20 protein-coding genes and 1 pseudogene are annotated in these 20340 nt (G+C 64.0%); 19 read left to right on the top strand and 2 right to left on the bottom strand.

What is annotated here, in order from left to right; genetic code table 11:
• Positions 1-18 precede the first annotated feature (18 nt).
• From NKJ64_RS00370 to NKJ64_RS00350, 5 genes are read left to right on the top strand one after another with little or no spacing between them, the layout of a single operon-like run.
• A complete protein-coding gene (locus NKJ64_RS00370; protein ID WP_352461736.1) occupies positions 19-1086 on the top strand; it encodes an ABC transporter permease in 1068 nt (355 codons plus the stop codon).
• The gene (gene nikC, locus NKJ64_RS00365) at positions 1083-2003 is read left to right on the top strand and encodes a nickel transporter permease (RefSeq protein ID WP_023682024.1); all 921 of its coding nucleotides are present in this window, start codon (positions 1083-1085) and stop codon (positions 2001-2003) included. The genes NKJ64_RS00370 and nikC overlap by 4 nt, the downstream gene beginning before the upstream one ends.
• 10 nt (positions 2004-2013) lie before the next feature.
• Positions 2014-2850, top strand: a complete 837-nt coding sequence (locus NKJ64_RS00360; protein WP_023821516.1) for an ABC transporter ATP-binding protein — start codon at positions 2014-2016, stop codon at positions 2848-2850.
• Positions 2847-3596 carry an ABC transporter ATP-binding protein gene (locus tag NKJ64_RS00355; protein WP_023669527.1) on the top strand — a complete coding sequence of 250 codons (750 nt, stop codon included), beginning with the start codon at positions 2847-2849 and terminating at the stop codon, positions 3594-3596. Before NKJ64_RS00360 ends, NKJ64_RS00355 begins: the two co-directional genes overlap by 4 nt.
• A gap of 38 nt (positions 3597-3634) precedes the next feature.
• Positions 3635-3973: a DUF2185 domain-containing protein gene (locus NKJ64_RS00350; RefSeq protein WP_023696743.1), complete on the top strand. Its 339-nt coding sequence runs from the start codon at positions 3635-3637 to the stop codon at positions 3971-3973.
• A gap of 12 nt (positions 3974-3985) precedes the next feature.
• Here NKJ64_RS00350 and NKJ64_RS00345 read toward each other — a convergent pair.
• Positions 3986-4769, bottom strand: a pseudogene (locus tag NKJ64_RS00345) (efflux RND transporter permease subunit); the annotation flags it as partial.
• Positions 4770-4964: 195 nt separating this feature from the next.
• On the opposite strand from NKJ64_RS00345, the gene NKJ64_RS00340 reads away from it, so the two are divergent.
• Entirely contained in the window at positions 4965-6242 is a 1278-nt protein-coding gene (locus tag NKJ64_RS00340) for a 4-aminobutyrate--2-oxoglutarate transaminase (RefSeq protein WP_352461735.1), read from the top strand.
• Between the two features lie 122 nt (positions 6243-6364).
• On the opposite strand, the gene NKJ64_RS00335 is transcribed toward NKJ64_RS00340, so the two are convergent.
• Entirely contained in the window at positions 6365-7618 is a 1254-nt protein-coding gene (locus tag NKJ64_RS00335; RefSeq protein WP_023696740.1) for an NAD(P)/FAD-dependent oxidoreductase, read from the bottom strand.
• A 490-nt stretch (positions 7619-8108) separates the two neighbouring features.
• Between NKJ64_RS00335 and NKJ64_RS00330 the strand changes: the two genes are divergently transcribed.
• The 13 genes from NKJ64_RS00330 to NKJ64_RS00270 all read left to right on the top strand — a co-directional run bounded on the left by NKJ64_RS00330 (position 8109) and on the right by NKJ64_RS00270 (position 20327).
• A complete protein-coding gene (locus NKJ64_RS00330) occupies positions 8109-9401 on the top strand; it encodes an imelysin family protein (RefSeq protein WP_023692591.1) in 1293 nt (430 codons plus the stop codon).
• Between the two features lie 59 nt (positions 9402-9460).
• Positions 9461-9772 carry a (2Fe-2S)-binding protein gene (locus NKJ64_RS00325; protein ID WP_023669536.1) on the top strand — a complete coding sequence of 104 codons (312 nt, stop codon included), beginning with the start codon at positions 9461-9463 and terminating at the stop codon, positions 9770-9772.
• Complete coding sequence (bfr, locus tag NKJ64_RS00320) at positions 9738-10223, top strand: bacterioferritin (protein WP_023669537.1); 486 nt, start codon at positions 9738-9740, stop codon at positions 10221-10223. Before NKJ64_RS00325 ends, bfr begins: the two co-directional genes overlap by 35 nt.
• Positions 10224-10235: 12 nt before the next feature.
• On the top strand, positions 10236-11825 hold the full coding sequence (locus tag NKJ64_RS00315) for a di-heme oxidoreductase family protein (RefSeq protein ID WP_023821521.1): 1590 nt from the start codon (positions 10236-10238) through the stop codon (positions 11823-11825).
• Entirely contained in the window at positions 11825-12904 is a 1080-nt protein-coding gene (locus NKJ64_RS00310; RefSeq protein WP_023730920.1) for an imelysin family protein, read from the top strand. The genes NKJ64_RS00315 and NKJ64_RS00310 overlap by 1 nt, the downstream gene beginning before the upstream one ends.
• A gap of 2 nt (positions 12905-12906) precedes the next feature.
• Positions 12907-14013 (top strand): DUF1513 domain-containing protein, encoded by a 1107-nt coding sequence (locus NKJ64_RS00305; RefSeq protein ID WP_023688748.1) that lies wholly within the window; start codon positions 12907-12909, stop codon positions 14011-14013.
• 107 nt (positions 14014-14120) lie between these two features.
• On the top strand, positions 14121-14798 hold the full coding sequence (tsaB, locus tag NKJ64_RS00300) for a tRNA (adenosine(37)-N6)-threonylcarbamoyltransferase complex dimerization subunit type 1 TsaB (protein ID WP_023669541.1): 678 nt from the start codon (positions 14121-14123) through the stop codon (positions 14796-14798).
• Positions 14798-15292, top strand: a complete 495-nt coding sequence (gene rimI / locus NKJ64_RS00295) for a ribosomal protein S18-alanine N-acetyltransferase (RefSeq protein WP_023669542.1) — start codon at positions 14798-14800, stop codon at positions 15290-15292. The genes tsaB and rimI overlap by 1 nt, the downstream gene beginning before the upstream one ends.
• A 28-nt stretch (positions 15293-15320) precedes the next feature.
• The gene (gene olsA / locus NKJ64_RS00290) at positions 15321-16121 is read left to right on the top strand and encodes a lyso-ornithine lipid O-acyltransferase (protein WP_023669543.1); all 801 of its coding nucleotides are present in this window, start codon (positions 15321-15323) and stop codon (positions 16119-16121) included.
• 76 nt (positions 16122-16197) lie between these two features.
• Entirely contained in the window at positions 16198-17607 is a 1410-nt protein-coding gene (gene miaB / locus NKJ64_RS00285) for a tRNA (N6-isopentenyl adenosine(37)-C2)-methylthiotransferase MiaB (RefSeq protein ID WP_023730923.1), read from the top strand.
• An 83-nt stretch (positions 17608-17690) separates the two neighbouring features.
• Positions 17691-18683, top strand: coding sequence for a PhoH family protein (locus NKJ64_RS00280; protein ID WP_027049340.1), 993 nt, complete (start codon positions 17691-17693; stop codon positions 18681-18683).
• A 17-nt stretch (positions 18684-18700) separates the two neighbouring features.
• The gene (ybeY, locus tag NKJ64_RS00275) at positions 18701-19207 is read left to right on the top strand and encodes an rRNA maturation RNase YbeY (protein WP_023755164.1); all 507 of its coding nucleotides are present in this window, start codon (positions 18701-18703) and stop codon (positions 19205-19207) included.
• A gap of 28 nt (positions 19208-19235) precedes the next feature.
• Complete coding sequence (locus NKJ64_RS00270) at positions 19236-20327, top strand: hemolysin family protein (protein ID WP_023755163.1); 1092 nt, start codon at positions 19236-19238, stop codon at positions 20325-20327.
• Positions 20328-20340: the final 13 nt, after the last annotated feature.

Genomic DNA, 20340 nt, shown 5'->3' with positions numbered 1-20340 from the left:
CGCCGGCGGACGCGCCTGATGAGCGCGATTGAAAACCAGGCGACGGCGGGGCAGGGAAGCGCCCGCGCCGTCGCTATCTTGTTGGCGATCGGCCGCTTCCTGGTCATCGCCGTCACCACCTATCTCGGCCTGCTCGCGGTGACCTTTTTCATCGGCCGCGTCATCCCGATCGATCCGGTGCTGGCGGTGCTCGGCGACCGAGCACCGGCCAATGTCGTCGAGCGCACCCGCCGCGAGATGGGGCTCGATCTTCCGTTGATCGAGCAATTCTATATCTATCTCAAGCATGCGCTGAACGGCGATTTCGGGACCTCGGTGCTGACCACCAATCCGGTGATGACCGACATACGCCGCGCCTTTCCGGCAACCATCGAACTGGCGACGCTGGGCACACTGATAGGCTCGTTGCTCGGCGTGCCGCTCGGCGTGCTGGCGGCGGTAAAACGCGGCAGTCTCATCGACCAGATCGTTCGCATTGTCGGCCTGATCGGCTATTCCGTGCCTATCTTCTGGATCGGGCTTTTGGGGCTTGTCCTGTTCTACGCCAAGCTCCAATGGGTGGCTTTTCCCGGCCGCCTCGACATCGTCTACGAGTACACATTCACACCGATCACCGGCTTCTACCTGATCGACGCCGCGCTGCAGGGCCAGTGGGATGTCTTCTACGACGCTTACCGCCACATCATCCTGCCGGCAGGGCTGCTCGGCTATTTCTCGCTCGCCTATATCAGCCGAATGACGCGCTCCTTCATGCTGAATGAGCTGTCGCAGGAATACATCGTCGCCGCGCGCGCCAAGGGCCTGTCTGAAACGCGAATCATCTGGGGCCATGCGCTGCGCAACGCCGCGGTGCCGATGGTCACGGTGATCGCGCTGTCCTATGCCGGGCTGCTCGAAGGTTCGGTGCTGACCGAGACGGTGTTCTCCTGGCCCGGCATCGGCCTCTACATCACCAATTCGCTGCAGAACGCCGACATGAACGCCGTGCTCGGCGGCACCATCGTCATCGGTTCGGTGTTCATCGGCATCAATCTCCTGTCCGATGTTCTCTACAAGGTGCTCGATCCGAGGACGAAGACAGGATGAGCGCCGAAGCAATCCAAACGCGCCGCGATTGGCTGCTCAGCGATCGGCCGGCCTCGCGCATGCAGGCACGGCTCGGCCGCGCCTATGTCGCCTGGCGGCGCTTTTCCGCCAACCGGCTGGCGTTTCTCGGCCTGCTCATCATCATCGCGCTGCTGCTGGTCGCCGCCTTTGCCGATGTGCTGGCGCCCTATTCGCCGACTATCGGCGATCTCAAGAATGCCCGGCTTTTGGCGCCGAGTGCGGCGCATTGGTTCGGCACCGACGATCTCGGCCGCGATATCTATTCGCGCATTCTTTTTGGCTCACGCTGGACCCTCTATGTCGTCATTCTCGTCGCCGTGATAGCGGCCCCCATCGGCCTTTTGGTCGGCACCGTCGCCGGCTATGCCGGCGGCTGGACCGATGCCATTCTGATGCGCATTACCGACATCTTCCTCGCCTTCCCCAAGCTGATCCTGGCACTGGCCTTTGTCGCCGCCCTTGGCCCCGGGATCGAAAACGCGGTGCTGGCCATCGCCATCACCTCGTGGCCGCCTTACGCTCGAATTGCGCGGGCCGAGACGATGACCGTGCGCAATTCCGATTACATCAAGGCGGTGCAATTGATGGGCGCCTCGCCGTTCCGCATCGTGCTGCGCCACATCATGCCGCTCTGCATCTCCTCGCTGATCATCCGGGTGACGCTCGATATGGCCGGCATCATCCTCACCGCCGCCGGCCTCGGCTTCCTCGGCCTCGGCGCTCAGCCGCCTCTGCCGGAATGGGGCACCATGATCGCGTCCGGCCGCCGCTTCGTGCTCGACCAATGGTGGGTGGCCGGCGCGCCGGGCTTCGCCATCCTCATCGTCAGCCTCGGCTTCAACCTGCTTGGCGACGGCCTGCGCGATGCGCTCGATCCCCGGAGTGGCGACCAATGAGTGGTGACCAATGAGCGGTGCACTTCTCGATGTCGACGACCTGCGCGTCACCTTCCCGACTCGGACCGGCCTCATCCAGGCGGTGCGCGGCGTCACCTTCTCGCTCGGCCGAGAGCGGCTGGGCATTGTCGGCGAAAGCGGCTCCGGCAAGTCGCAGACCGGCCGCGCCATCATGGGGCTGACGCCGCCGCAGGCTCTGGTTTCGGCCAAGAAGCTCGCCTTGGACGGCATCGATCTTTTGGACATACCCGCCCGCCAGCGCCGGGCGCTGCGCGGCAAACGCATCGCCATGATCCTGCAGGATCCGAAATACTCGCTCGACCCGGTGATGAGCATCGGCCGCCAGATCGTCGAGACGCTGCGCACGCATGAAAAGGTCTCCAAGGCCGAGGCGCGCGAGCGTGCGCTGGCCATGCTGGAAGCTGTGCAGATCCGCGACCCTTCGCGTGTCTTCGACCTGCACCCGCACGAGGTGTCCGGCGGGATGGGCCAGCGCGCCATGATCGCAATGATGCTGATCGCCGGACCGGAACTGATGATCGCCGACGAGCCGACCTCGGCGCTCGACGTCACCGTGCAGCTCGATGTGCTCGGCATCCTCGACCGCTTGGTCAGTGAGCGCGGCATGGGTCTGATCTTCATCTCGCACGATCTGCGGCTGGTCGCCTCCTTCTGCGACCGCGTCATCGTCATGTATGCCGGCAAGGTGGTCGAGCAGCTCAAGGCGTCGGAGCTGCGCGACGCCAAGCATCCCTACACGCGCGGCCTGCTCAACTGCATGCCCAGGATCGGTTACGAACGCCACCCGCTGCCGGTGCTCGACCGCAAGCCGGAGTGGGCGGCATGACGCCAGCCATTTCGATTGAAGGGCTGGAGGTGGTGTTCGACCGTTTTCGCGCGCTGAAAGGGGCGAACCTTGAGGTGAAGTCCGGCGAATCCTTCGGCCTGGTCGGCGAGAGCGGTTCCGGCAAGTCGACGCTGCTCAAAGCCATTGCCGGCCTGGTGCCTGTCGCATCCGGTACTATCACGGTCAATGGCAAGACGCTGGGAGCGCGCCGCGACAAGGCTTTTTATCGCGAAGTGCAGATGGTCTTCCAGGACCCCTATGGTTCGCTGCACCCGCGTCAGACCGTCGACCGCCTGCTGCAGGAGCCGCTCGCCATTCACGGCTTTGCCGATGGCGAGCAACGCATCCAGCGCGCCCTCGACGAGGTCGGATTAGGCAACGGTTTCCGTTTCCGCTACGCGCACCAGCTCTCCGGCGGTCAGCGTCAGCGCGTGGCGATCGCGCGGGCGCTCATCCTCGAACCGTCGATCCTGCTGCTCGACGAACCAACCTCGGCGCTCGACGCTTCGGTGCAGGCGGAAGTGCTCAACCTGCTGGAAGAGGTTCGCCGTCGGCGCAAGCTGACCTTCCTGATGGTCAGCCACGACCTCGCCATCATCACCCATATGTGCGAGCGCCTGATGGTGATGCAGAATGGCGAAGCGGTGGAGAACCTGACGGCGGGCCAGCTGATCGGGCACCGCGTGGAGAAGGATTACACACGCAATTTGCTTAGGGCGAGCGAGGGGTTTGTTCGGACGGCGTGAACTAGTTTCTTCCGCAGAATAATCGCTTGGGGAATTCCATGGAAGAATGGAAGTTTGCAGATCCGCCCAATGTCGCGGTGCTATCGGACAAGAGCATATTCAAACGGGGCGACTGGATCGCATACGTTGTGCATGAAGCTGACGATGACGAGAACTACAACGATGAAGGGGGCAGTTGGCAATTCTATAGCAGCGACTCTCGAGATTGGGATGAACGCGAGATAATGCTCGTTGGCCTGCAAGAGGTGGTGCAGCAGGATGAAAGCATCCTGGCATTGGCCGACTTGCCAAAAGGCTGGCATGCTTGGCGGACGTCAAAATCATCGCCATGGCAGCGAGCGAAATCGCGCCCCGAACCCTCTAACGATAACGAATGATCCGGCAAAGCCTTAAGCGGGGTCTTGCGCCAGTTCGCCGTTCTCCGGAACAGATGGTTCGTCCCCCTGCTTAGGCTCCTTGATCCTGAACCACGTCACATAAAGCGCCGGCAGGAACAGCAGCGTGATCGCCGTGCCGGCGATGATGCCGCCCATCATGGCGTAGGCCATCGGGCCCCAGAACACTTCGCGCGCGATCGGGATCAGCGCTAGGCTGGCGGCCGCGGCCGTCAGCGCGATCGGCCGCATGCGGTGCTCGGTCGCTTCGATCACGGCTTCCCAGCGGTCTTGGCCCTCGGCCACCAGATCCTCGATCTGCACGATCAGGATCACCTGAGTTGCGGATCAGGATGCCGATCAGCGCCAGGACGCCCAGAATGGCGACGAAGCCGAGCGGTGCGCCGCTCGGCACCAGGGCCGCGACCACGCCGATCAGGCCGAGCGGCGCCACCGCCACGACCAGGAACAGGCGCTGAAAACTTTGCAACTGGATCATCAGGATGGTCGCCATCACGAACAGCATCAGCGGCACCACCGCTGCGATCGGTCCCTGGCTTTTGGCGCTTTCCTCGACCGAGCCGGCGGTTGCAACGGAATAGCCAGGCGGCAGTTTGGCGATGAAGGCGTCGACCGACGGCTTCAATTCGTTGACGACGGTGGCCGGCAGCACGTCGCCAACGAGGCCTGCGCGAACGGTGATCATCGGGATGCGGTTGCGCCGCCACACCGTCGGCTGTTCGAGGTCGTAGCGGAAGTTCGCCACCGCGGCGAGCGGGATCGCTTCGCCGTTCCCGGTGACGGGTGAGCTGTCACGGACTGCCCCGTACGTGTATCGGTCGGCTGGTTAAGACCGGTCTGTCGAAGTGGCCCGCATCGACGACAGGCCCAATCGCCCGGCGGCGGTGCCAACTTGAGGAAAACGTGAAATAAGGTCAGAAGAGGCCTTGGCATTCATCTAACGAGAACGGGCGTCGGCCCGATGAGGGACGAAATGAAGAACGCAGCCATTTCTGAGCGCAAGAACCAGTCGATCTCGCGCGGCGTCGGCATGACGACGCAGATCTATGCCGACCGCGCCGAGAATTCGGAGATCTGGGATGTAGAAGGCCGCCGATACATCGATTTCTCCTCCGGTATCGCCGTCGTCAACACCGGCCACCGCCATCCCAGGGTGATCGAGGCGGTCAAGGCACAGCTCGACCGCTTCACCCATACCTGCCACCAGGTCGTGCCCTATGAGAGCTATGTCAGGCTGGCCGAACGGCTGAACGGCATGCTGCCCGGCAAGTTCGAGAAGAAGACCATCTTCGTCACTACGGGTGCTGAAGCGGTCGAGAACGCCATCAAGATCGCCCGCAACGCCACTGGCCGCCAAGCCGTCATCGCCTTTGCCGGCGGCTTCCACGGCCGCACCTTCATGGGCATGGCGCTGACCGGCAAGGTCGTGCCCTACAAGGTCGGCTTCGGCGCCATGCCGGGCGACGTCTACCACGCGCCGTTTCCGGTGCCGCTGCACGGCGTGTCTACAGTCGATTCGCTGGTCGCACTCGACAAACTGTTCAAGGCCGATGTCGATCCGGCTCGCGTTGCCGCCATCATCATCGAGCCGGTCCAGGGCGAGGGCGGCTTCTACGACGCGCCGCGCGAATTCCTGACGGCGCTGCGCAAGCTCTGCGACCAGCACGGCATGCTGCTGATCGCCGATGAGGTGCAGACCGGCTTTGCCCGCACCGGCAAGATGTTCGCCATGGATCATCATGAGGTCGCGGCCGACATTACCACCATGGCGAAAAGCCTGGCCGGCGGCTTCCCGCTGGCGGCGGTCACCGGCCGCGCCGAGATCATGGATGCGCCCGGTCCTGGCGGGCTCGGCGGCACCTATGGCGGCAGCCCGATCGGTGTCGCCGCAGCACACGCCGTGCTCGACGTAATCGAGGACGAAAAGCTGTGCGACCGCGCCAATACGCTGGGCGCCCGGCTGAAACAGCGGCTGCAGTCGATCCGCGACGATGTGCCCGAGATTGTCGACATCAGGGGTCTCGGCTTCATGAACGCGGTCGAGCTCAACGACGTCAAGAGGGGCCTGCCGTCGGCCGAGATCGCCAATGCGATCCGGCTGAAGGCGCTCGACAAGGGGCTGATCCTGCTGACCTGCGGCGTCTACGGCAACGTCATCCGTTTCCTGGCTCCGATCACCATCCAGGACAATGTCATGAACGAGGCGCTCGACATTCTGGAAAGCTCGATCCGCGAAGTCTGCGCTGCCTAGCGCAAAACCCTACCTCCCCCTTGTGGGGAGGTCGGACCGCAGGTCCGGGTGGGGGGCCTCGCGCCGACCCCAACCCCGCTGCTTCGCAGCGACCCTCCCCACAAGGGGGAGGGTAAGTGCGTCTAGCCCGCAGCCCGTGCCGGCTCATCCTGCTGGAACGCTGCCAGTGCAGCCTTCAGCCCGTCAGGTCCCTCAGCAATCGTCTGCGCCATCGGCGAAAACCCGGCCCCGAGCATCTTGCGGCCCAGCATATGGTCGCCCGGCCTGTTGACGGATTCGATGCCGAGCAGCCGGCTTCCAGCATAGTGGTAGATCGAGAACTTGTTCTCAGCGAGGTCGCCCAGCACGACATGGCTGTCGCCGCCCGAGGTCAGCCCGACCATCTGCAGTTTCATGTCGCCGATGTCAGACCAGAACCACGGCACCGCCGCATAGGCGTCCGTATGGCCGGTGATCGTGCGTGCGGCAAGCCGCGCCTGGTCGGTGGCGTTCTGCACCGATTCCAGCCGCACGTCGCCGCCGGTCGACCAGTGGCGGTAGGAAGCGGCGTCGCCGATGGCCAGAATATCAGGCACTGAGGTGCGCATCTGTTGGTCGACGCGGATGCCATTGGCGACAGTCAGTCCGGCAGCCTGCGCAAGTTCGACATTCGGCACGGCGCCGATGCCGACGATGACCATGCGCGCGGGCAGCCTTTCGCCGGTGGAGGTGATGGCAGCGCAGACATGGCGGTTTTCCCCTTCCAGCCTGGCAATGGTGGTGCCGGTGAGGATACGCACGCCGATCGCCTCCAGCCGTTGGCGGACATGGCTCGCCACCACCGGCGCCACGGCGCGGCCAAGCAGCCGGTCGACAGCCTCGACCAGGGTGACGTTGCGGCCGGCGGCCCTCAGCGTTGCCGCGATCTCCAGCCCGATGAAGCCGCCGCCGAGGATGACCACGTCTTCGCTTTGGGCGCTGAGCGCGCGGATCAGCCGCGCATCGGCGATCGAGCGCAGCGACAGCACGCCCGAGAGGTCGGCGCCCGGCAGCGGCAGAAGCCGCGGCCGCGAACCGGTGGCCAGGATGAGCCGGTCGAACGGCAGCACGCCGCCGCCCGCTATGTCCAGCTTGCGGCCTGCCGTATCGATGCTGTCGATTCGGACGCCCGGCCTGAAGTCGATGGCGCTGCCGGTGTAAAAGGCCTCGCCGCGCAAGGGTTGCGGCTTGGCATCGGCGTCCTTGATGAAGGTCTTCGACAGCGGCGGCTTGTGATAGGGCAGATCGGTTTCGTCGCCGATCAGTATGACAGGCCCGTCATAGCCTTCCTCGCGCAGGCTGGCGGCCGCTTGCACGCCCGCATGACCCGCACCGACAATGACGACCCCGTTCTTCATCGCAACCCGAATTCCTGTTTCAAATCTGGAGCATGATGCCGAAAAGTGTGAAGCGGTTTTCGGACGACATCATGCTTTGATTGTGAGCCGTTCCGCCAGATGGCGATTGTCTGCCGCCGTCGCAAGAGCCCCGGTCCGGGTCGCACCCGGAACGGTCGCTTGTCAATCGCGGCGTCTCTCACCTTGGCTGCTGGCTACGATTTAAAGTTGATAGTGCTAGTTTAGAATAATTCTAAACTGTTGTTTCAATTGAATTTTCTAGGGTTCACCAGTTGACTTCCGGCCTCGCCATCGTTTTATGGAGGCTCGCGCGTCAGCGCATCCCTTTGATGTTTGGGCCTTGAACCCGTTCGATTGGAGGCATTTGGTGTCTTTCTCCCATGAGCCGCAGAGCGGCGCGGCATCTGTGGTGTCCTACGGCATGCCTATGTCCCGGCACCGTTTGGCACGCGCGCCTTTTACCGAATCCCTTTTGAACTGGAGACTGATGATGACAGCGCGATATGGCGGCAGACTGGCTGCGATCGGTGCCACGGCTATGTTGACGGCGGCGGTTTTCATCCTGCCGGCCAAGGCGGCGGAGATCGATGCCAAGGCGGTCATCAAGACCTATTCCGACATCGCGCTGGCCAAGTACGAGGATTCGCTGACCACGGCGCAGGCGCTCGACAAGGCTGTCGACGCGCTGCTTGCCAACCCGTCGGCGGACACGCTGAATGCCGCCCGCGATGCCTGGAAGGCGTCGCGCGTGCCCTACCAGCAGACCGAGGTCTACCGCTTCGGCAACAAGATCGTCGACGACTGGGAAGGCAAGGTGAACTCCTGGCCGCTCGACGAAGGCCTGATCGACTACGTCGCCAAGAGCTACGGCACCGAGTCCGACGCCAACGCGCTCTACACCGCCAATGTCATCGCCAACAAGGACATCGAGATCGACGGCAAGAAGGTCGACGCCTCGAAGCTTTCGCCGGAGTTCCTCGCCGGCACGCTGCAGGAGGCCGGCGGCATCGAGGCCAATGTCGCCACCGGTTATCACGCCATCGAATTCCTGCTCTGGGGCCAGGATTTGCACGGCACCGGCCCGGGCGCCGGCGAGCGTCCGTACACCGACTACGACCTCAAGAACTGCACCGGCGGCAATTGCGATCGCCGGGCCGAGTATCTGAAGTCGGCCAGCGATCTTCTGGTCTCCGACCTGCAGGAGATGGTCGGCAACTGGAAGGAAGACGGCGCCGCCCGCAAGAACCTCGTCGATGGCCAGCCGAACACCGCTATCTCGGTGATCTTCAACGGCATGGGCTCGCTGTCCTACGGCGAACTGGCCGGGGAGCGCATGAAACTCGGCCTGCTGCTGCACGATCCCGAAGAGGAGCACGACTGCTTCTCGGATAATACCTACAACTCGCATCTCTATGACGCCATCGGCATCCGCGCCGCCTATCTCGCCAGCTACACGCGCATCGACGGCACCGTCGTTTCAGGCCCGTCGGTGCACGATATGGTCAAGGCGGCCGATCCGGCGATCGACAAGGAACTGTCCGACAAGCTCGATGTCTCGGTCGCCAAGATGGAGGCGATCAAGGCGCGGGAAGTGGCCGGCGAGGCCTACGACCAGCAGATCGCCGAGGGCAACACCGAAGGCAATGCTACCGTGCAGGCGGCAATCGACGCGCTGGTCGACCAGACCAAGTCGATCGAACGCGCCGTCGGCGCGCTGAACCTGAACAACATAGCCTTCGAGGGGTCCGACAGCCTCGACGCACCGGACAAGGTGTTCAAGTAGCACCCCAACCAACTACCAGCCAAACGGCGCGGAGGGGCGCCGTCAGCCAGAGCCAATCCATGCTGATCTGCCATTGCAACATCATCACCGAAAAGGAGATTGAGCAGACGATCGTCGATCTGCTGGATCAGGACCCCTGGCAACTGATCGTGCCGGCGAAGGTCTATCACACGATGCAAAAGCGCGGTCGCTGTTGCGGCTGCTTCCCAAATGTGGTCGAAACGATCATTCGGGTCACCGAAAATTACCACACCCGTTCGGAGGCGAGCGGCGTGGACATCGTTTCACACCTGGATCGCGTCAGAGGCCTGCGCGTCCAATATGGGAGCAGAATCCATGAAAGGCGAACCGCAGATCATCGAGCGGCTTAACGAGGCTCTGTTCCTGGAGCTTGGCGCCGTCAATCAATACTGGGTGCATTTCCGCCTGCTCGAAGATTGGGGATATGCCAAGCTGGCAAAGAAGGAACGCGCCGAATCGATCGAGGAGATGCACCATGCCGACCGGCTGGTGGCCCGTATCATCTTCCTCGAAGGGCATCCCAATTTGCAGTCCGTGGCGCCGTTGCGCATCGGCCAGAACGTCAAGGAAGTGCTCGAATCCGATCTCGCCGGCGAATATGACGCACGCACCGCCTACAAGCGTTCGCGCGAGATCTGCAACGAAGCCGGCGACTACGTGACGATGAAGCTGTTCGAGGAATTGCTGGCGGATGAGGAAGGTCACATCGACTTCCTCGAGACGCAGCTCGACCTCCTTGCCTCGATCGGCGAGGAAAAATACGGCCAGCTCAACGCCGCATCGGCGGACGAGGCGGAATAGGACCATGCAGGAATGCGGCGCCCCATAGATATTCTGCGCCGCTTGCGGCGGGCCGCCGGCCCGCTGCTCCTCAAAAACCCGCGATATCAGGCCTTTCGCGGGCTTTCGGTTGTAACCCTGGCGGCAATTTTGGCCCCGGCCCTGGCCGGATCGTCGGAACCGGTCGGCCTCGCCACGAGCCGCACCGACCTGACGCCGAAGGACCAGGCCCGCGTCCTTGCAGTTACCAGGCCAACCCAGGATTTCTCCAAGCCCGAATCCTTCGAAACGATGCAAGGCGGCGCCGGCACGTCGCGCAAGCAGGTCGACCGCGACGCCTTCTCGCAACCCTCTGAAAACATTACCTTCGAGGAACAGGGCAATTTCAAGCTCGGCAATGCGCTTTTCCGCAAGAACTGGGTGTCGTCGCCATCCTCGACCCAGGCCTCGGACGGTCTCGGACCCCTGTTCAACGAGCGCGCCTGCCAGAATTGCCATTTGAAGGATGGCCGCGGCCGCCCGCCGGCCGCCGACAGCCGCACCACGTCGATGTTCCTGCGGCTGGCGCGCGATGCGAGCACGGCCGAGGAAAAGACCGAGATCGCCGCGCACAAGGTGCTGAACTTCCCCGATCCGGTCTACGGCGCGCAGTTGCAGGAACTGGCGGTGCCCGGCCTCAAGGGCGAAGGCCGCATGTATGTCGATTATCGCGAGGAAAAGGTCACGCTCGGCGACGGTAGCATCGTTTCGCTGCGCAAGCCGAGCTATTCGGTCGACGGGCTTGGCTACGGCCCGCTTGACCCGCGCACCACGCTGTCGCCACGTCTGACCCCGCCCATGATCGGCCTTGGCCTGATCGAACAGATCGCGCCGGCCGACATCCTTGCCCATGCCGATCCCGACGACCGCGACGGCATTTCCGGCAAGCCCAACATGGTGCGTGACCTCAGCAGCGGGCAACTGACGCTTGGCCGCTTCGGTTGGAAGGCGCAGACCGCATCGATCCCCCAGCAGGCGGCGGACGCCTTTGCCGGCGACATCGGCATTTCGACGCCGGAAGAGCCCAGTCACTGGGGCGATTGCACCGCCGCAGAAAAGGCCTGCCTCGACATGCCCAATGGCGTGCAGAAGCGGCTCGGCCCGGTCGAGGCGCCACCACCGGTGATGGACCTCGTCACCTTCTATTCGCAGAACCTGGCCGTGCCGGCGCGGCGCGATGTCGGCGCACCCGCCGTGCTCGCCGGCAAGAAGCTGTTCTACGAGATGGGCTGCATTGCCTGTCATACGCCGAAATTCGTCACCATGCGCGGGAACAAGGCGCAGGCGTTCCAACTGATCTGGCCCTATTCCGACTTTCTGCTGCACGACATGGGGCCTGGCCTTGCCGACGGCCAGGCGGTGGGCGATGCCACGGGCAGTGAATGGCGCACCCCGCCGCTATGGGGCATCGGCCTGACAAAGACCGTCAACGGCAACGCTTTCTTCCTGCATGACGGGCGTGCGCGCACGCTTACCGAAGCGATCCTGTGGCATGGCGGCGAGGGGCAGAAGGCGCGCGATCGCTTTGCCGCCGCCAATACGGCCGACCGCGATGCTCTCATCAAATTCCTGGAGTCATTCTGATGCTCAAGCGGGTTTTGCCTGTTCTACTCCTCCCATTGGCTCTGTTCGGTGCGTCCCCGGCATCGGCCTCGGTGAAAGCCTCCGATGTCATTCAAAGAGCGATCGACGGATTTGTCCGCCCCGCCTATGCCAGCCTGCATGGCCATGCCGGCACCTTGGCGAAGGCCATGGACGCGCTCTGCCAGGCGCCGTCGCAGGGCAACCTCGATGCCGCGCATGCCGGATTCTCGGCCACGGTCGCAGCCTGGTCGTCGGCTGAAATCATCGGCTTCGGGCCAATCAAGGAGAACAACCGGCTGGAGCGCATGCTCTACTGGCCGGACCGAAAGAGCATCGGCCTGAAGCAGGTGCAGGCGGCGCTGGCCGGCAAGGATCCGACCGCCACCGATCCGGCGCAGCTGGCGGGCAAGAGTGTCGCGATGCAGGGATTAGGGGCGCTGGAGTTCGTGCTTTACGGCGACGGCGCCGAGACGCTCGTCGGCAAGGACGAGCCCTATCGCTGCGCCTATGGCGCGGCAGTCGCCAAGAACATCGAGACCATGGCGGCCGATGTCGACGCGGCCTGGAAAAAACCGGACGGTTTTGCAGCCTTGTGGGCTAATCCCGGACCCGACAATGCGCTTTACCGCGACGGCACCGAAGCGGTGACCGAACTGGTCGGCGTCTTCATCAACGAGCTGGAAATGGTCCGCGACGTGCGCCTCAAAGGTTTTTTCGGCGCCAAGCCGGAGGCTGACAAGCCAAGGCAGGCGATCTACTGGCGGTCGCAAAACACCGGCCTGTCATTAGCCGGCAACCTCTCCGGCATTGATGCGCTGTTCCAGGCCTCGAAGCTCGGCGACGCGCTGCCCGAGGATAGCAGATGGATGGCGGAATCCATCCATATCCAGCTCATCAATGGCGTTGCCACTGCCAAATCCATCCAGGGTCCGATCGACAAGACGCTGGCCGATCCCGCGGAGCGCGGAAAACTCGAGCATTTCGCGCTGATCACCTCCAGCCTGTCGGGCCTGATCGGCACCAGGCTGACCGCCGAGTTCGGCCTGACCGCCGGCTTCTCCTCGCTCGACGGAGACTGATCATGAGGACGCCACTGATCGACCGCCGCAATTTTCTCAGGGCTGCCGGCGCCGGCTTGGTCGCGTCAATGGCGCCGCGGGCCTGGGCGGACACGCTTGCCGCCGATGCCGTCTTTGCCACCGCCTTCGTCAAGCGCGACGGCAGCTTTGGCGCCGCTGTGTTGTCGGAAGCCGGAAAAGTATTGCATGCGATCGACCTGCCCGACCGTGGCCACGACGTCACCTTCGATCCGGTCTCGAAGCGCTCCGTGGTCTTCGCCCGGCAACCCGGCACCTTCGCCGTGGTCTTCGACCATGCCGGCCGCGAGCCGCCGCTGACCATCGCCAGCATCACCGGTCGGCATTTCTTCGGCCACGGTGTGTTTTCCACCGACGGCGCGCTGCTTTACGCCACCGAAAACAATTTCGACAATGCCGCCGGCGTGGTCGGGATCTACGACGCACGGGCCAAGTTCAGCCGCATCGGCGAGTTTCCGACCTATGGCATGGGGCCGCATGAGCTCTTGCTGCTCGGAGACGGCCGGACGATCGCCATCGCCAATGGCGGCATCGAGACCCATCCCGACTATGGCCGCGCCGAGCTCAACATCGCCACCATGAAGCCGTCCTATGTGCTGGTCGATCGCACAACCGGCGATCTCATCGAAAAGCACGAACTGCCGCCGGCTCTGCACCAGCTGTCGATTCGCCACATGGATGCCGACCCCACAGGCACCATCTGGTTCGGCTGCCAGTACCGCGGGCCGGGCACCGAGCGGCCACCGCTGGTCGGCCGCGCCACGCGCGGCAAGGGGCTGCAGCTGCTCGACATGCCGCAGGACGTGCTATCCGGCTTCCGGAATTACATCGGCTCGGTCGCCGCCAACCCGATTGCCGGCACGGTCGCGGTGTCTTCGCCGGAAGGCAATTCGCTGGCCGTCATCGACGCCGCCAGCGGCAAGATCGTCGCCACCAAGGCGCTGGTCGAGGTCTGCGGCCTGGCGCCCGACGGCCCGGGCTTCATGGCAACCACGGGTGCCGGCGAAATCATCGAAGGCAGCGGCGCGACGCGCTCCGAGCCCGACTATGTCTGGGACAACCACATGCTGCGCATCGCGCCGGCGGCGTAAGCCGTCCGGCCTGCACCGAAGCGAAGCCGCTTAACAATTTACGCGCTGGCTCTTGCGGCGGCGCGCCGTGGCGGGCAGAGGGAGACTGTTTTTCGAACCGGTCGCCCATGAAACTGCTCGCCATCGACTGTGCCGCCAATCTCTGCGCCGCTTGTGTCTATGACGCATCGGGCGGCAGAGAACTTGGCCGCTCGGTACTCGATCTCGGCAAAGGCCATGCCGAACACCTGATGGCTGTCATTGACGAAGCGCTGAAAGCGGACGGCACCGATTATGCCGGCCTTGGCGCCGTTGCGGTTTCCATCGGTCCGGGTTCCTTCACCGGCCTGCGGGTGGGCGTCTCGGCGGCGCGCGGCCTGGCGCTGGCGCTGAAGATCCCGGCGATCGGGGTAACGACACTGGAGGCGCTGGCGGCCGAGGCGAGGGCGGCATTTCCCGGCCGCCCGGTCCTGGCCGCTCTCGATGCCGGCCGCGAGGAAATCCATGCCGCGCTTTACGATGCGGAAGCGATTTTGCGCTATGGTCCGGCGGTGACCACACTTGCGCAAGCCGCGGGAATGGCGGCGGACAATCGTCCGGTGCTTGCCGGCACGGCCGCCGTGCAGATCGCAGCCGCGGCCGGTCGCGATTTCGATATCGGCCCGACGGCTGCCACCGCCGACATTGCCGTCTACGCCCGGCTCGCCGCTGCAAAAGGCGAGGGCGACAAGCCGAAGCCACTCTATCTGCGCGGCGCCGATGCCAAGGCGCAGGCCGGGTTCATCCTGTTGAGGCAGGAAAAGTGATGCGCATCCCTTTCCTCCAGCCGCGCCGCAGGGACTATGCGCTCGAGCCGCTGACCATCGCCGACAGCCCGGCAGCGTCGGTGCTGCACCGCGAGGATTTCGTCCGGCCCTGGACCGATGGCGAGTTCGCCGCGTTGCTCGAACAGGAAACCGTGTTCGGCTATGCCGCGCGCGAAATCGGCCAGGGCGCCAAGCCGCCGGTCGGCTTCGTGCTGGCCAGGCTTGCAGCCGGCGAGGGCGAGATTCTGACCGTGGCGGTGGCGCGCTCGCATCGCCGCCAGGGGCTCGGCTGGCAATTGATGGACGCCGTACTGCGCGAATTGCATGCGCAGCGCGCCGAGGCGCTGTTCCTTGAGGTCGACGAGACCAATGTCGCTGCCATCGCCCTCTACCGGCGGCTGGGCTTCCGCCAGGTCGGCCACCGCGCCAATTATTACCGCTCGACCGAACATGGTCCTACCGGCGCGCTTGTCATGCGCCGCGATCTTCGCTAGCCAAAGTTTTGGGGCAGGGCCAAGCTGCATGATCGGAAAAATCAGGATTTTCCTGGCGCTGAGCCTCGTTGTCATCGGTTCGCTGGTCCTTGTGCCTTTGCAGCTGCTGTCGATGAAGACTGGAATCTGGCGTGAGACGGTCATTCTGAAGGCCTGGCACAGCCTCATCGTCCGGACGCTCGGCCTGCGCATCCATGTCAAAGGTGCGCTGTCCAGCCAGCGCCCGCTGCTGGTCGCCTCGAACCATATCTCCTGGACCGACATCATGGTGCTGGGCTCCTTTGCCGATGTGACCTTCATCGCTCGGGCGGACATGGAGGGATGGCCGCTGATCGGCTGGCTGTCGAAACTGCAGCGTACGGTCTTCATCGAACGCGAGCGTAAGCGGACAGCTGGCGACCAGGCCAGCGAGATCGCCAGCCGCATGGCCAAGGGCGACGCCATGGTGCTGTTTGCCGAGGGCTCTACCGGCGACGGCAACACCATCCTGCCGTTCAAGAGCACCTTGTTCGGCGCCGCCTCGATGGCGATTTCGGAAGGCGCGGCCGAGCAGGTCTTCATCCAGCCGCTGGCGATTGCCTACACGCGGGTGCACGGCGTGCCTCTCGGCCGTCGCCACCGGCCGCTCGCTGCCTGGATCGGCGATCAGGACCTGATGCCGCATCTCAAGGTGCTGATGGCCGAAGGCGCCATTGACGTCGAGGTGCATTTCGGCGAGCCCATCGCCTTTTCCAAGGGCTCGAACCGCAAGGAAACGTCGAGGATGATGGAAAGCAAGGTGCGCGCCATGATGCAGGCCGCGCTCGCCGATCCCCGACCGAGCCGCTAGCGCAGGCCGAGCGCCTACAGGCCGATGCCGGAGAATCGTCTGTTTTTTGTCACGGAAAGGCGTTAGAAGCCGCCGGATGGATTTGAACACGATAGAGCGGAACGAAACCGACAGCGCCTTGCAAAGCGCTGCTGCGGCATCCGCCCCGGCCAAAAAGGTCTTCGTCAAGACCTATGGCTGCCAGATGAATGTCTATGACTCACAGCGCATGACCGATGCGCTGGCCGCCGACGGCTACACCGCGACCGATGTCATCGCCGACGCGGATCTGGTGCTGCTCAACACCTGCCATATCAGGGAGAAGGCGGCGGAAAAGGTCTATTCCGAGCTCGGCCGCATCCGCGACATGAAGGCTGAACGCGCAGCAGTTGGGCGCGAAATGCTGATCGGCGTCGCCGGTTGCGTCGCGCAGGCCGAAGGCGCGGAAATCATCCGCCGTTCGCCTGCTGTCGATCTGGTCATCGGCCCGCAGACCTATCACCGGCTGCCCGATGTGCTGGCCCGGGTGCGTGGCGGCGAGAAGATCGTCGAGACCGAATACGCCATCGAGGACAAGTTCGAGCATCTGCCGCAGCCGAAGCGCGCCGAAATGATCAAGCGCGGCGTCACCGCCTTCCTCACGGTGCAGGAAGGCTGCGACAAATTCTGCACCTTCTGCGTCGTGCCCTATACCAGGGGCTCGGAAGTGTCGCGGCCGGTGGCGCAGATCGTCGCCGAAGCCGAGCGGCTGGCCGATGCCGGTGTGCGCGAGGTGACGCTGCTGGGGCAGAACGTCAATGCATGGCACGGCAATGGTGAGGATGGCATGGAATGGGGGCTTGGTCGCCTGCTGTTCCGGCTGGCCGAAATTCCTGGCCTGGCGCGGCTGCGCTACACCACCAGCCATCCGCGCGACATGGACGACGAATTGATCGCTGCCCATCGCGATCTCCCGGCTTTGATGCCTTATCTGCACCTGCCGGTGCAATCCGGGTCAGACCGCATCCTCAAGGCGATGAACCGCAGGCACACGGCCAAGGACTATCTGGCGCTGCTCGAGCGCATCCGCGCGGCCCGCGGCGACATCGCGCTGTCCGGTGACTTCATCGTCGGCTTCCCCGGCGAAACCGAGGCGGATTTCGAGGCGACGATGGGTCTGGTGCGCCAGGTGAACTACGCCTCGGCCTTCTCGTTCAAATATTCGCCGCGTCCCGGCACGCCGGGCGCCGATATGCCCGATCACGTGCCGGAAGCGGTCAAGGACGAGCGTCTGCAACGCCTGCAGGCGCTGCTGCTGAAACAACAGCAGGATTTCGGCCTGAGCCTGCTCGGCAGCACCATCGACACGCTGATCGAGAAGCCCGGACGTCAGGCCGGCCAGAAGGTCGGCCGCTCGCCCTGGCTGCAGCCGGTTATTGTTGATGAAAAGGCCGGGGAAATCGGTGACATTATCCGGGTGCGAATCACGAAGACGGGCTACAATAGCCTGTTCGCCGAGTTGGCTTGATGGCCTCGGCAGATGAGGAGAGACGGTTGAGCGCTGCTGAAGTGAAGACTCTGCCCCAGAACCAGACATCCGGGGCCTCTGACATGGCGCACATCGTTCTGACTTTCGACAACAACAAGCTTGCCAGCGCCCTGTACGGTCAGTTCGACGAGAATTTGGCCCGGCTTGAGCAGAAGCTCGGCGTCGACATCCGCTCGCGCGGCAACCAGTTGACCATCAAGGGCTCGGCCTCGGCGGCCGAGCAGGCGCGCCGCGCGCTCGACAATCTCTACGGCATTCTCCAGAAGGGCACCGATATCGGCCAGTCCGACGTCGATGGCGCCGTGCGCATGGCGATTGCCGCCGACGACCAGCTGACGCTGCCGACGCTGGAACGCAAGGGCAAGGTTTCGGCCGCCCAGATCTCCACCCGCAAGAAGACGATCTATGCCCGTTCGCTCAACCAGGACGCCTATATGCGGGCGCTGGAGCGTTCGGAACTTGTCTTCGGCATTGGCCCCGCCGGCACCGGCAAGACCTATCTGGCGGTGGCGCATGCGGCGATGCTGCTCGAACGCGGCATGGTCGAGCGCATCATCCTGTCACGCCCAGCGGTCGAGGCCGGCGAGCGGCTGGGTTTTCTGCCCGGCGATATGAAGGAAAAGGTCGATCCGTACCTGCGGCCCCTCTATGACGCGCTCTACGACATGATGCCGGCCGACAAGGTCGAACGTGCTATCGCTGCCGAGGTCATCGAAATCGCGCCGCTGGCCTTCATGCGCGGCCGCACGCTGGCGCATGCCGCCGTCATCCTCGACGAGGCGCAGAACACCACGCCGATGCAGATGAAGATGTTTTTGACCCGCCTCGGCGAGAATTCGCGCATGATCGTCACCGGCGATCCGACGCAGATCGATCTGCCTCCAAGCACCAAGTCGGGCCTCGTCGAAGCCTTGCGTGTCCTTGACGGCGTGGCCGGCGCGGTAACCGTGCGCTTCAACGATGTCGACGTTGTGCGCCACCCGCTGGTGGCCGAAATCGTCAGGGCCTATGACCGCGACGCCAAGCTGGCACGCGGCCTCGGCGCCGAGAGCTGATGTGACGATGCGGGCTCATGCCTGAAGACATAAGACCTGGCGGCGGGGACAGTTCGGTTCCCGTCGAGATCGATATGTCGGTCGAGGCCGGCGACTGGCCCGATGAGGCGGCGCTGACGCGTCTGGTCGATCGCGCCGTGTCGGCTGCCTTTGCCGAAACCGCTGCTGCCGGTCCTTCCGAACTCAGCATCGTCTTTTCCGACGATGCCCATATCCGTACCCTCAATGTCGGCTGGCGCGGCAAGGACAAGGCGACCAACGTCTTGTCTTTCCCGGCTTTTCCGTTCCCCAGGGGTGGCAAGCTGCCGCCCATGCTGGGTGACATCGTGCTGGCCGCCGAGACGGTGGCGCGCGAAGCAGCCCTGGAAGACAAGCCCTTCGAGAACCATATCACCCATCTCGTCATCCACGGCCTGCTGCATTTGCTGGGCTACGATCACGAGACCGATGCAGAGGCCGAGGAGATGGAAGCCATCGAGCGCTCAGCGCTCGCAAGGCTTGCCATTCCCGATCCCTACACGTAATGACAAAAGACCAATTGACCGGACGACGATGAACGACAAACCAGAAACTGCCGCCCGCCCCGAGGCTGGCAGTGCGACAAAGCCTTCCGATACGACGGAAGAGGGATCGAGTCCGAGTCCCAGTTCCGGCAGCCTCGCTTCTGGTAGTATTGCCAGCGAGCCATCGCCTGCCGGTCCGTCCCTGTTCGACCGCGTCTTGGGCCTTTTCAGGCAGCGGAACGGCACCAGCCTGCGCGAGGAAATCGCCGGCGCGCTTGCCGAGACGACCAGCGATGCCGGGTCTTTCTCGCCTGGCGAACGCGCCATGCTCAACAACATATTGCGCCTGCGCGAGGTACGCGTCGAGGACGTCATGGTGCCGCGCGCCGATATTGAGGCCGTCGAGATCACCACGACGTTGGGCGATCTGCTCGGTCTGTTCGAGCAGTCCGGCCATTCCCGCATGCCGGTCTATTCCGAGACACTCGACGATCCGCGCGGCATGGTTCACATCCGCGACGTGCTAGCCCACATCACCAAGGTTGCCCGCGTCAAGAAGGGCAGAACATCCAGGAAGACGCCGGCAACGACGCTTCTCGACCTCGCCCAGGTCGATCTCGGCCGCACCATCGGCGACCTCAATCTGATCCGCCCGGTGCTTTTCGTGCCGCCCTCGATGCTTGCCTCCGACCTGATGGGCCATATGCAGACGACGCGAACCCAGATGGCGCTGGTCATCGACGAATATGGCGGCACCGATGGTCTCGCCTCGCTGGAAGACATCGTCGAGATGGTCGTCGGCGATATCGAGGACGAGCATGACGAGGACGAGCCGCTGATCACCCAGACCGGCGAGGGCGTGTTCGTCGTCGACGGCAAGGCCGAGATCGACGAGGTCGCCAAGATGATCGGCGAGGACTTTACCGCCGGCGAGCATGGCGAGTATGTCGACACGATCGGCGGCATGATCTTCAACACGCTGGGCCGCGTGCCCGCGCGTGGTGAGGTTGTGCAAGCCATCCCCGGCTTCGAATTCCACGTGCTCGACGCCGATCCGCGCCGCGTCAAGCGGGTGCGCATCGTCCAGAACCAGAAGGGCGAGCGTCGCCGCCGCGCTACCGCTCGCACCGAGCAGGCCTAGTGCAGAACGTCGC

Origin of the sequence: Mesorhizobium sp. M0062 (assembly GCF_040323125.1) — a bacterium.
Classification (GTDB): domain Bacteria; phylum Pseudomonadota; class Alphaproteobacteria; order Rhizobiales; family Rhizobiaceae; genus Mesorhizobium.
This window is presented reverse-complemented; position numbering and strand designations above follow the sequence as displayed.

Excerpts from the sequence above, each read along its gene's own strand:
- NKJ64_RS00340 (WP_352461735.1), top strand. The coding sequence starts at position 4,965 with ATGAAGAACGCAGCCATTTCTGAGCGCAAGAACCAGTCGATCTCGCGC.
- NKJ64_RS00330 (WP_023692591.1), top strand. The coding sequence starts at position 8,109 with ATGACAGCGCGATATGGCGGCAGACTGGCTGCGATCGGTGCCACGGCT.
- olsA (WP_023669543.1), top strand. The coding sequence starts at position 15,321 with ATGATCGGAAAAATCAGGATTTTCCTGGCGCTGAGCCTCGTTGTCATC.
- NKJ64_RS00325 (WP_023669536.1), top strand. The coding sequence starts at position 9,461 with ATGCTGATCTGCCATTGCAACATCATCACCGAAAAGGAGATTGAGCAG.
- NKJ64_RS00370 (WP_352461736.1), top strand. The coding sequence starts at position 19 with ATGAGCGCGATTGAAAACCAGGCGACGGCGGGGCAGGGAAGCGCCCGC.
- tsaB (WP_023669541.1), top strand. The coding sequence starts at position 14,121 with ATGAAACTGCTCGCCATCGACTGTGCCGCCAATCTCTGCGCCGCTTGT.
- ybeY (WP_023755164.1), top strand. The coding sequence starts at position 18,701 with ATGCCTGAAGACATAAGACCTGGCGGCGGGGACAGTTCGGTTCCCGTC.
- NKJ64_RS00280 (WP_027049340.1), top strand. The coding sequence starts at position 17,691 with ATGGCGCACATCGTTCTGACTTTCGACAACAACAAGCTTGCCAGCGCC.
- NKJ64_RS00270 (WP_023755163.1), top strand. The coding sequence starts at position 19,236 with ATGAACGACAAACCAGAAACTGCCGCCCGCCCCGAGGCTGGCAGTGCG.
- rimI (WP_023669542.1), top strand. The coding sequence starts at position 14,798 with ATGCGCATCCCTTTCCTCCAGCCGCGCCGCAGGGACTATGCGCTCGAG.
- NKJ64_RS00310 (WP_023730920.1), top strand. The coding sequence starts at position 11,825 with ATGCTCAAGCGGGTTTTGCCTGTTCTACTCCTCCCATTGGCTCTGTTC.
- miaB (WP_023730923.1), top strand. The coding sequence starts at position 16,198 with ATGGATTTGAACACGATAGAGCGGAACGAAACCGACAGCGCCTTGCAA.
- NKJ64_RS00360 (WP_023821516.1), top strand. The coding sequence starts at position 2,014 with ATGAGCGGTGCACTTCTCGATGTCGACGACCTGCGCGTCACCTTCCCG.
- NKJ64_RS00335 (WP_023696740.1), bottom strand. The coding sequence starts at position 7,618 with ATGAAGAACGGGGTCGTCATTGTCGGTGCGGGTCATGCGGGCGTGCAA.
- NKJ64_RS00305 (WP_023688748.1), top strand. The coding sequence starts at position 12,907 with ATGAGGACGCCACTGATCGACCGCCGCAATTTTCTCAGGGCTGCCGGC.
- nikC (WP_023682024.1), top strand. The coding sequence starts at position 1,083 with ATGAGCGCCGAAGCAATCCAAACGCGCCGCGATTGGCTGCTCAGCGAT.
- bfr (WP_023669537.1), top strand. The coding sequence starts at position 9,738 with ATGAAAGGCGAACCGCAGATCATCGAGCGGCTTAACGAGGCTCTGTTC.
- NKJ64_RS00350 (WP_023696743.1), top strand. The coding sequence starts at position 3,635 with ATGGAAGAATGGAAGTTTGCAGATCCGCCCAATGTCGCGGTGCTATCG.
- NKJ64_RS00315 (WP_023821521.1), top strand. The coding sequence starts at position 10,236 with ATGCGGCGCCCCATAGATATTCTGCGCCGCTTGCGGCGGGCCGCCGGC.
- NKJ64_RS00355 (WP_023669527.1), top strand. The coding sequence starts at position 2,847 with ATGACGCCAGCCATTTCGATTGAAGGGCTGGAGGTGGTGTTCGACCGT.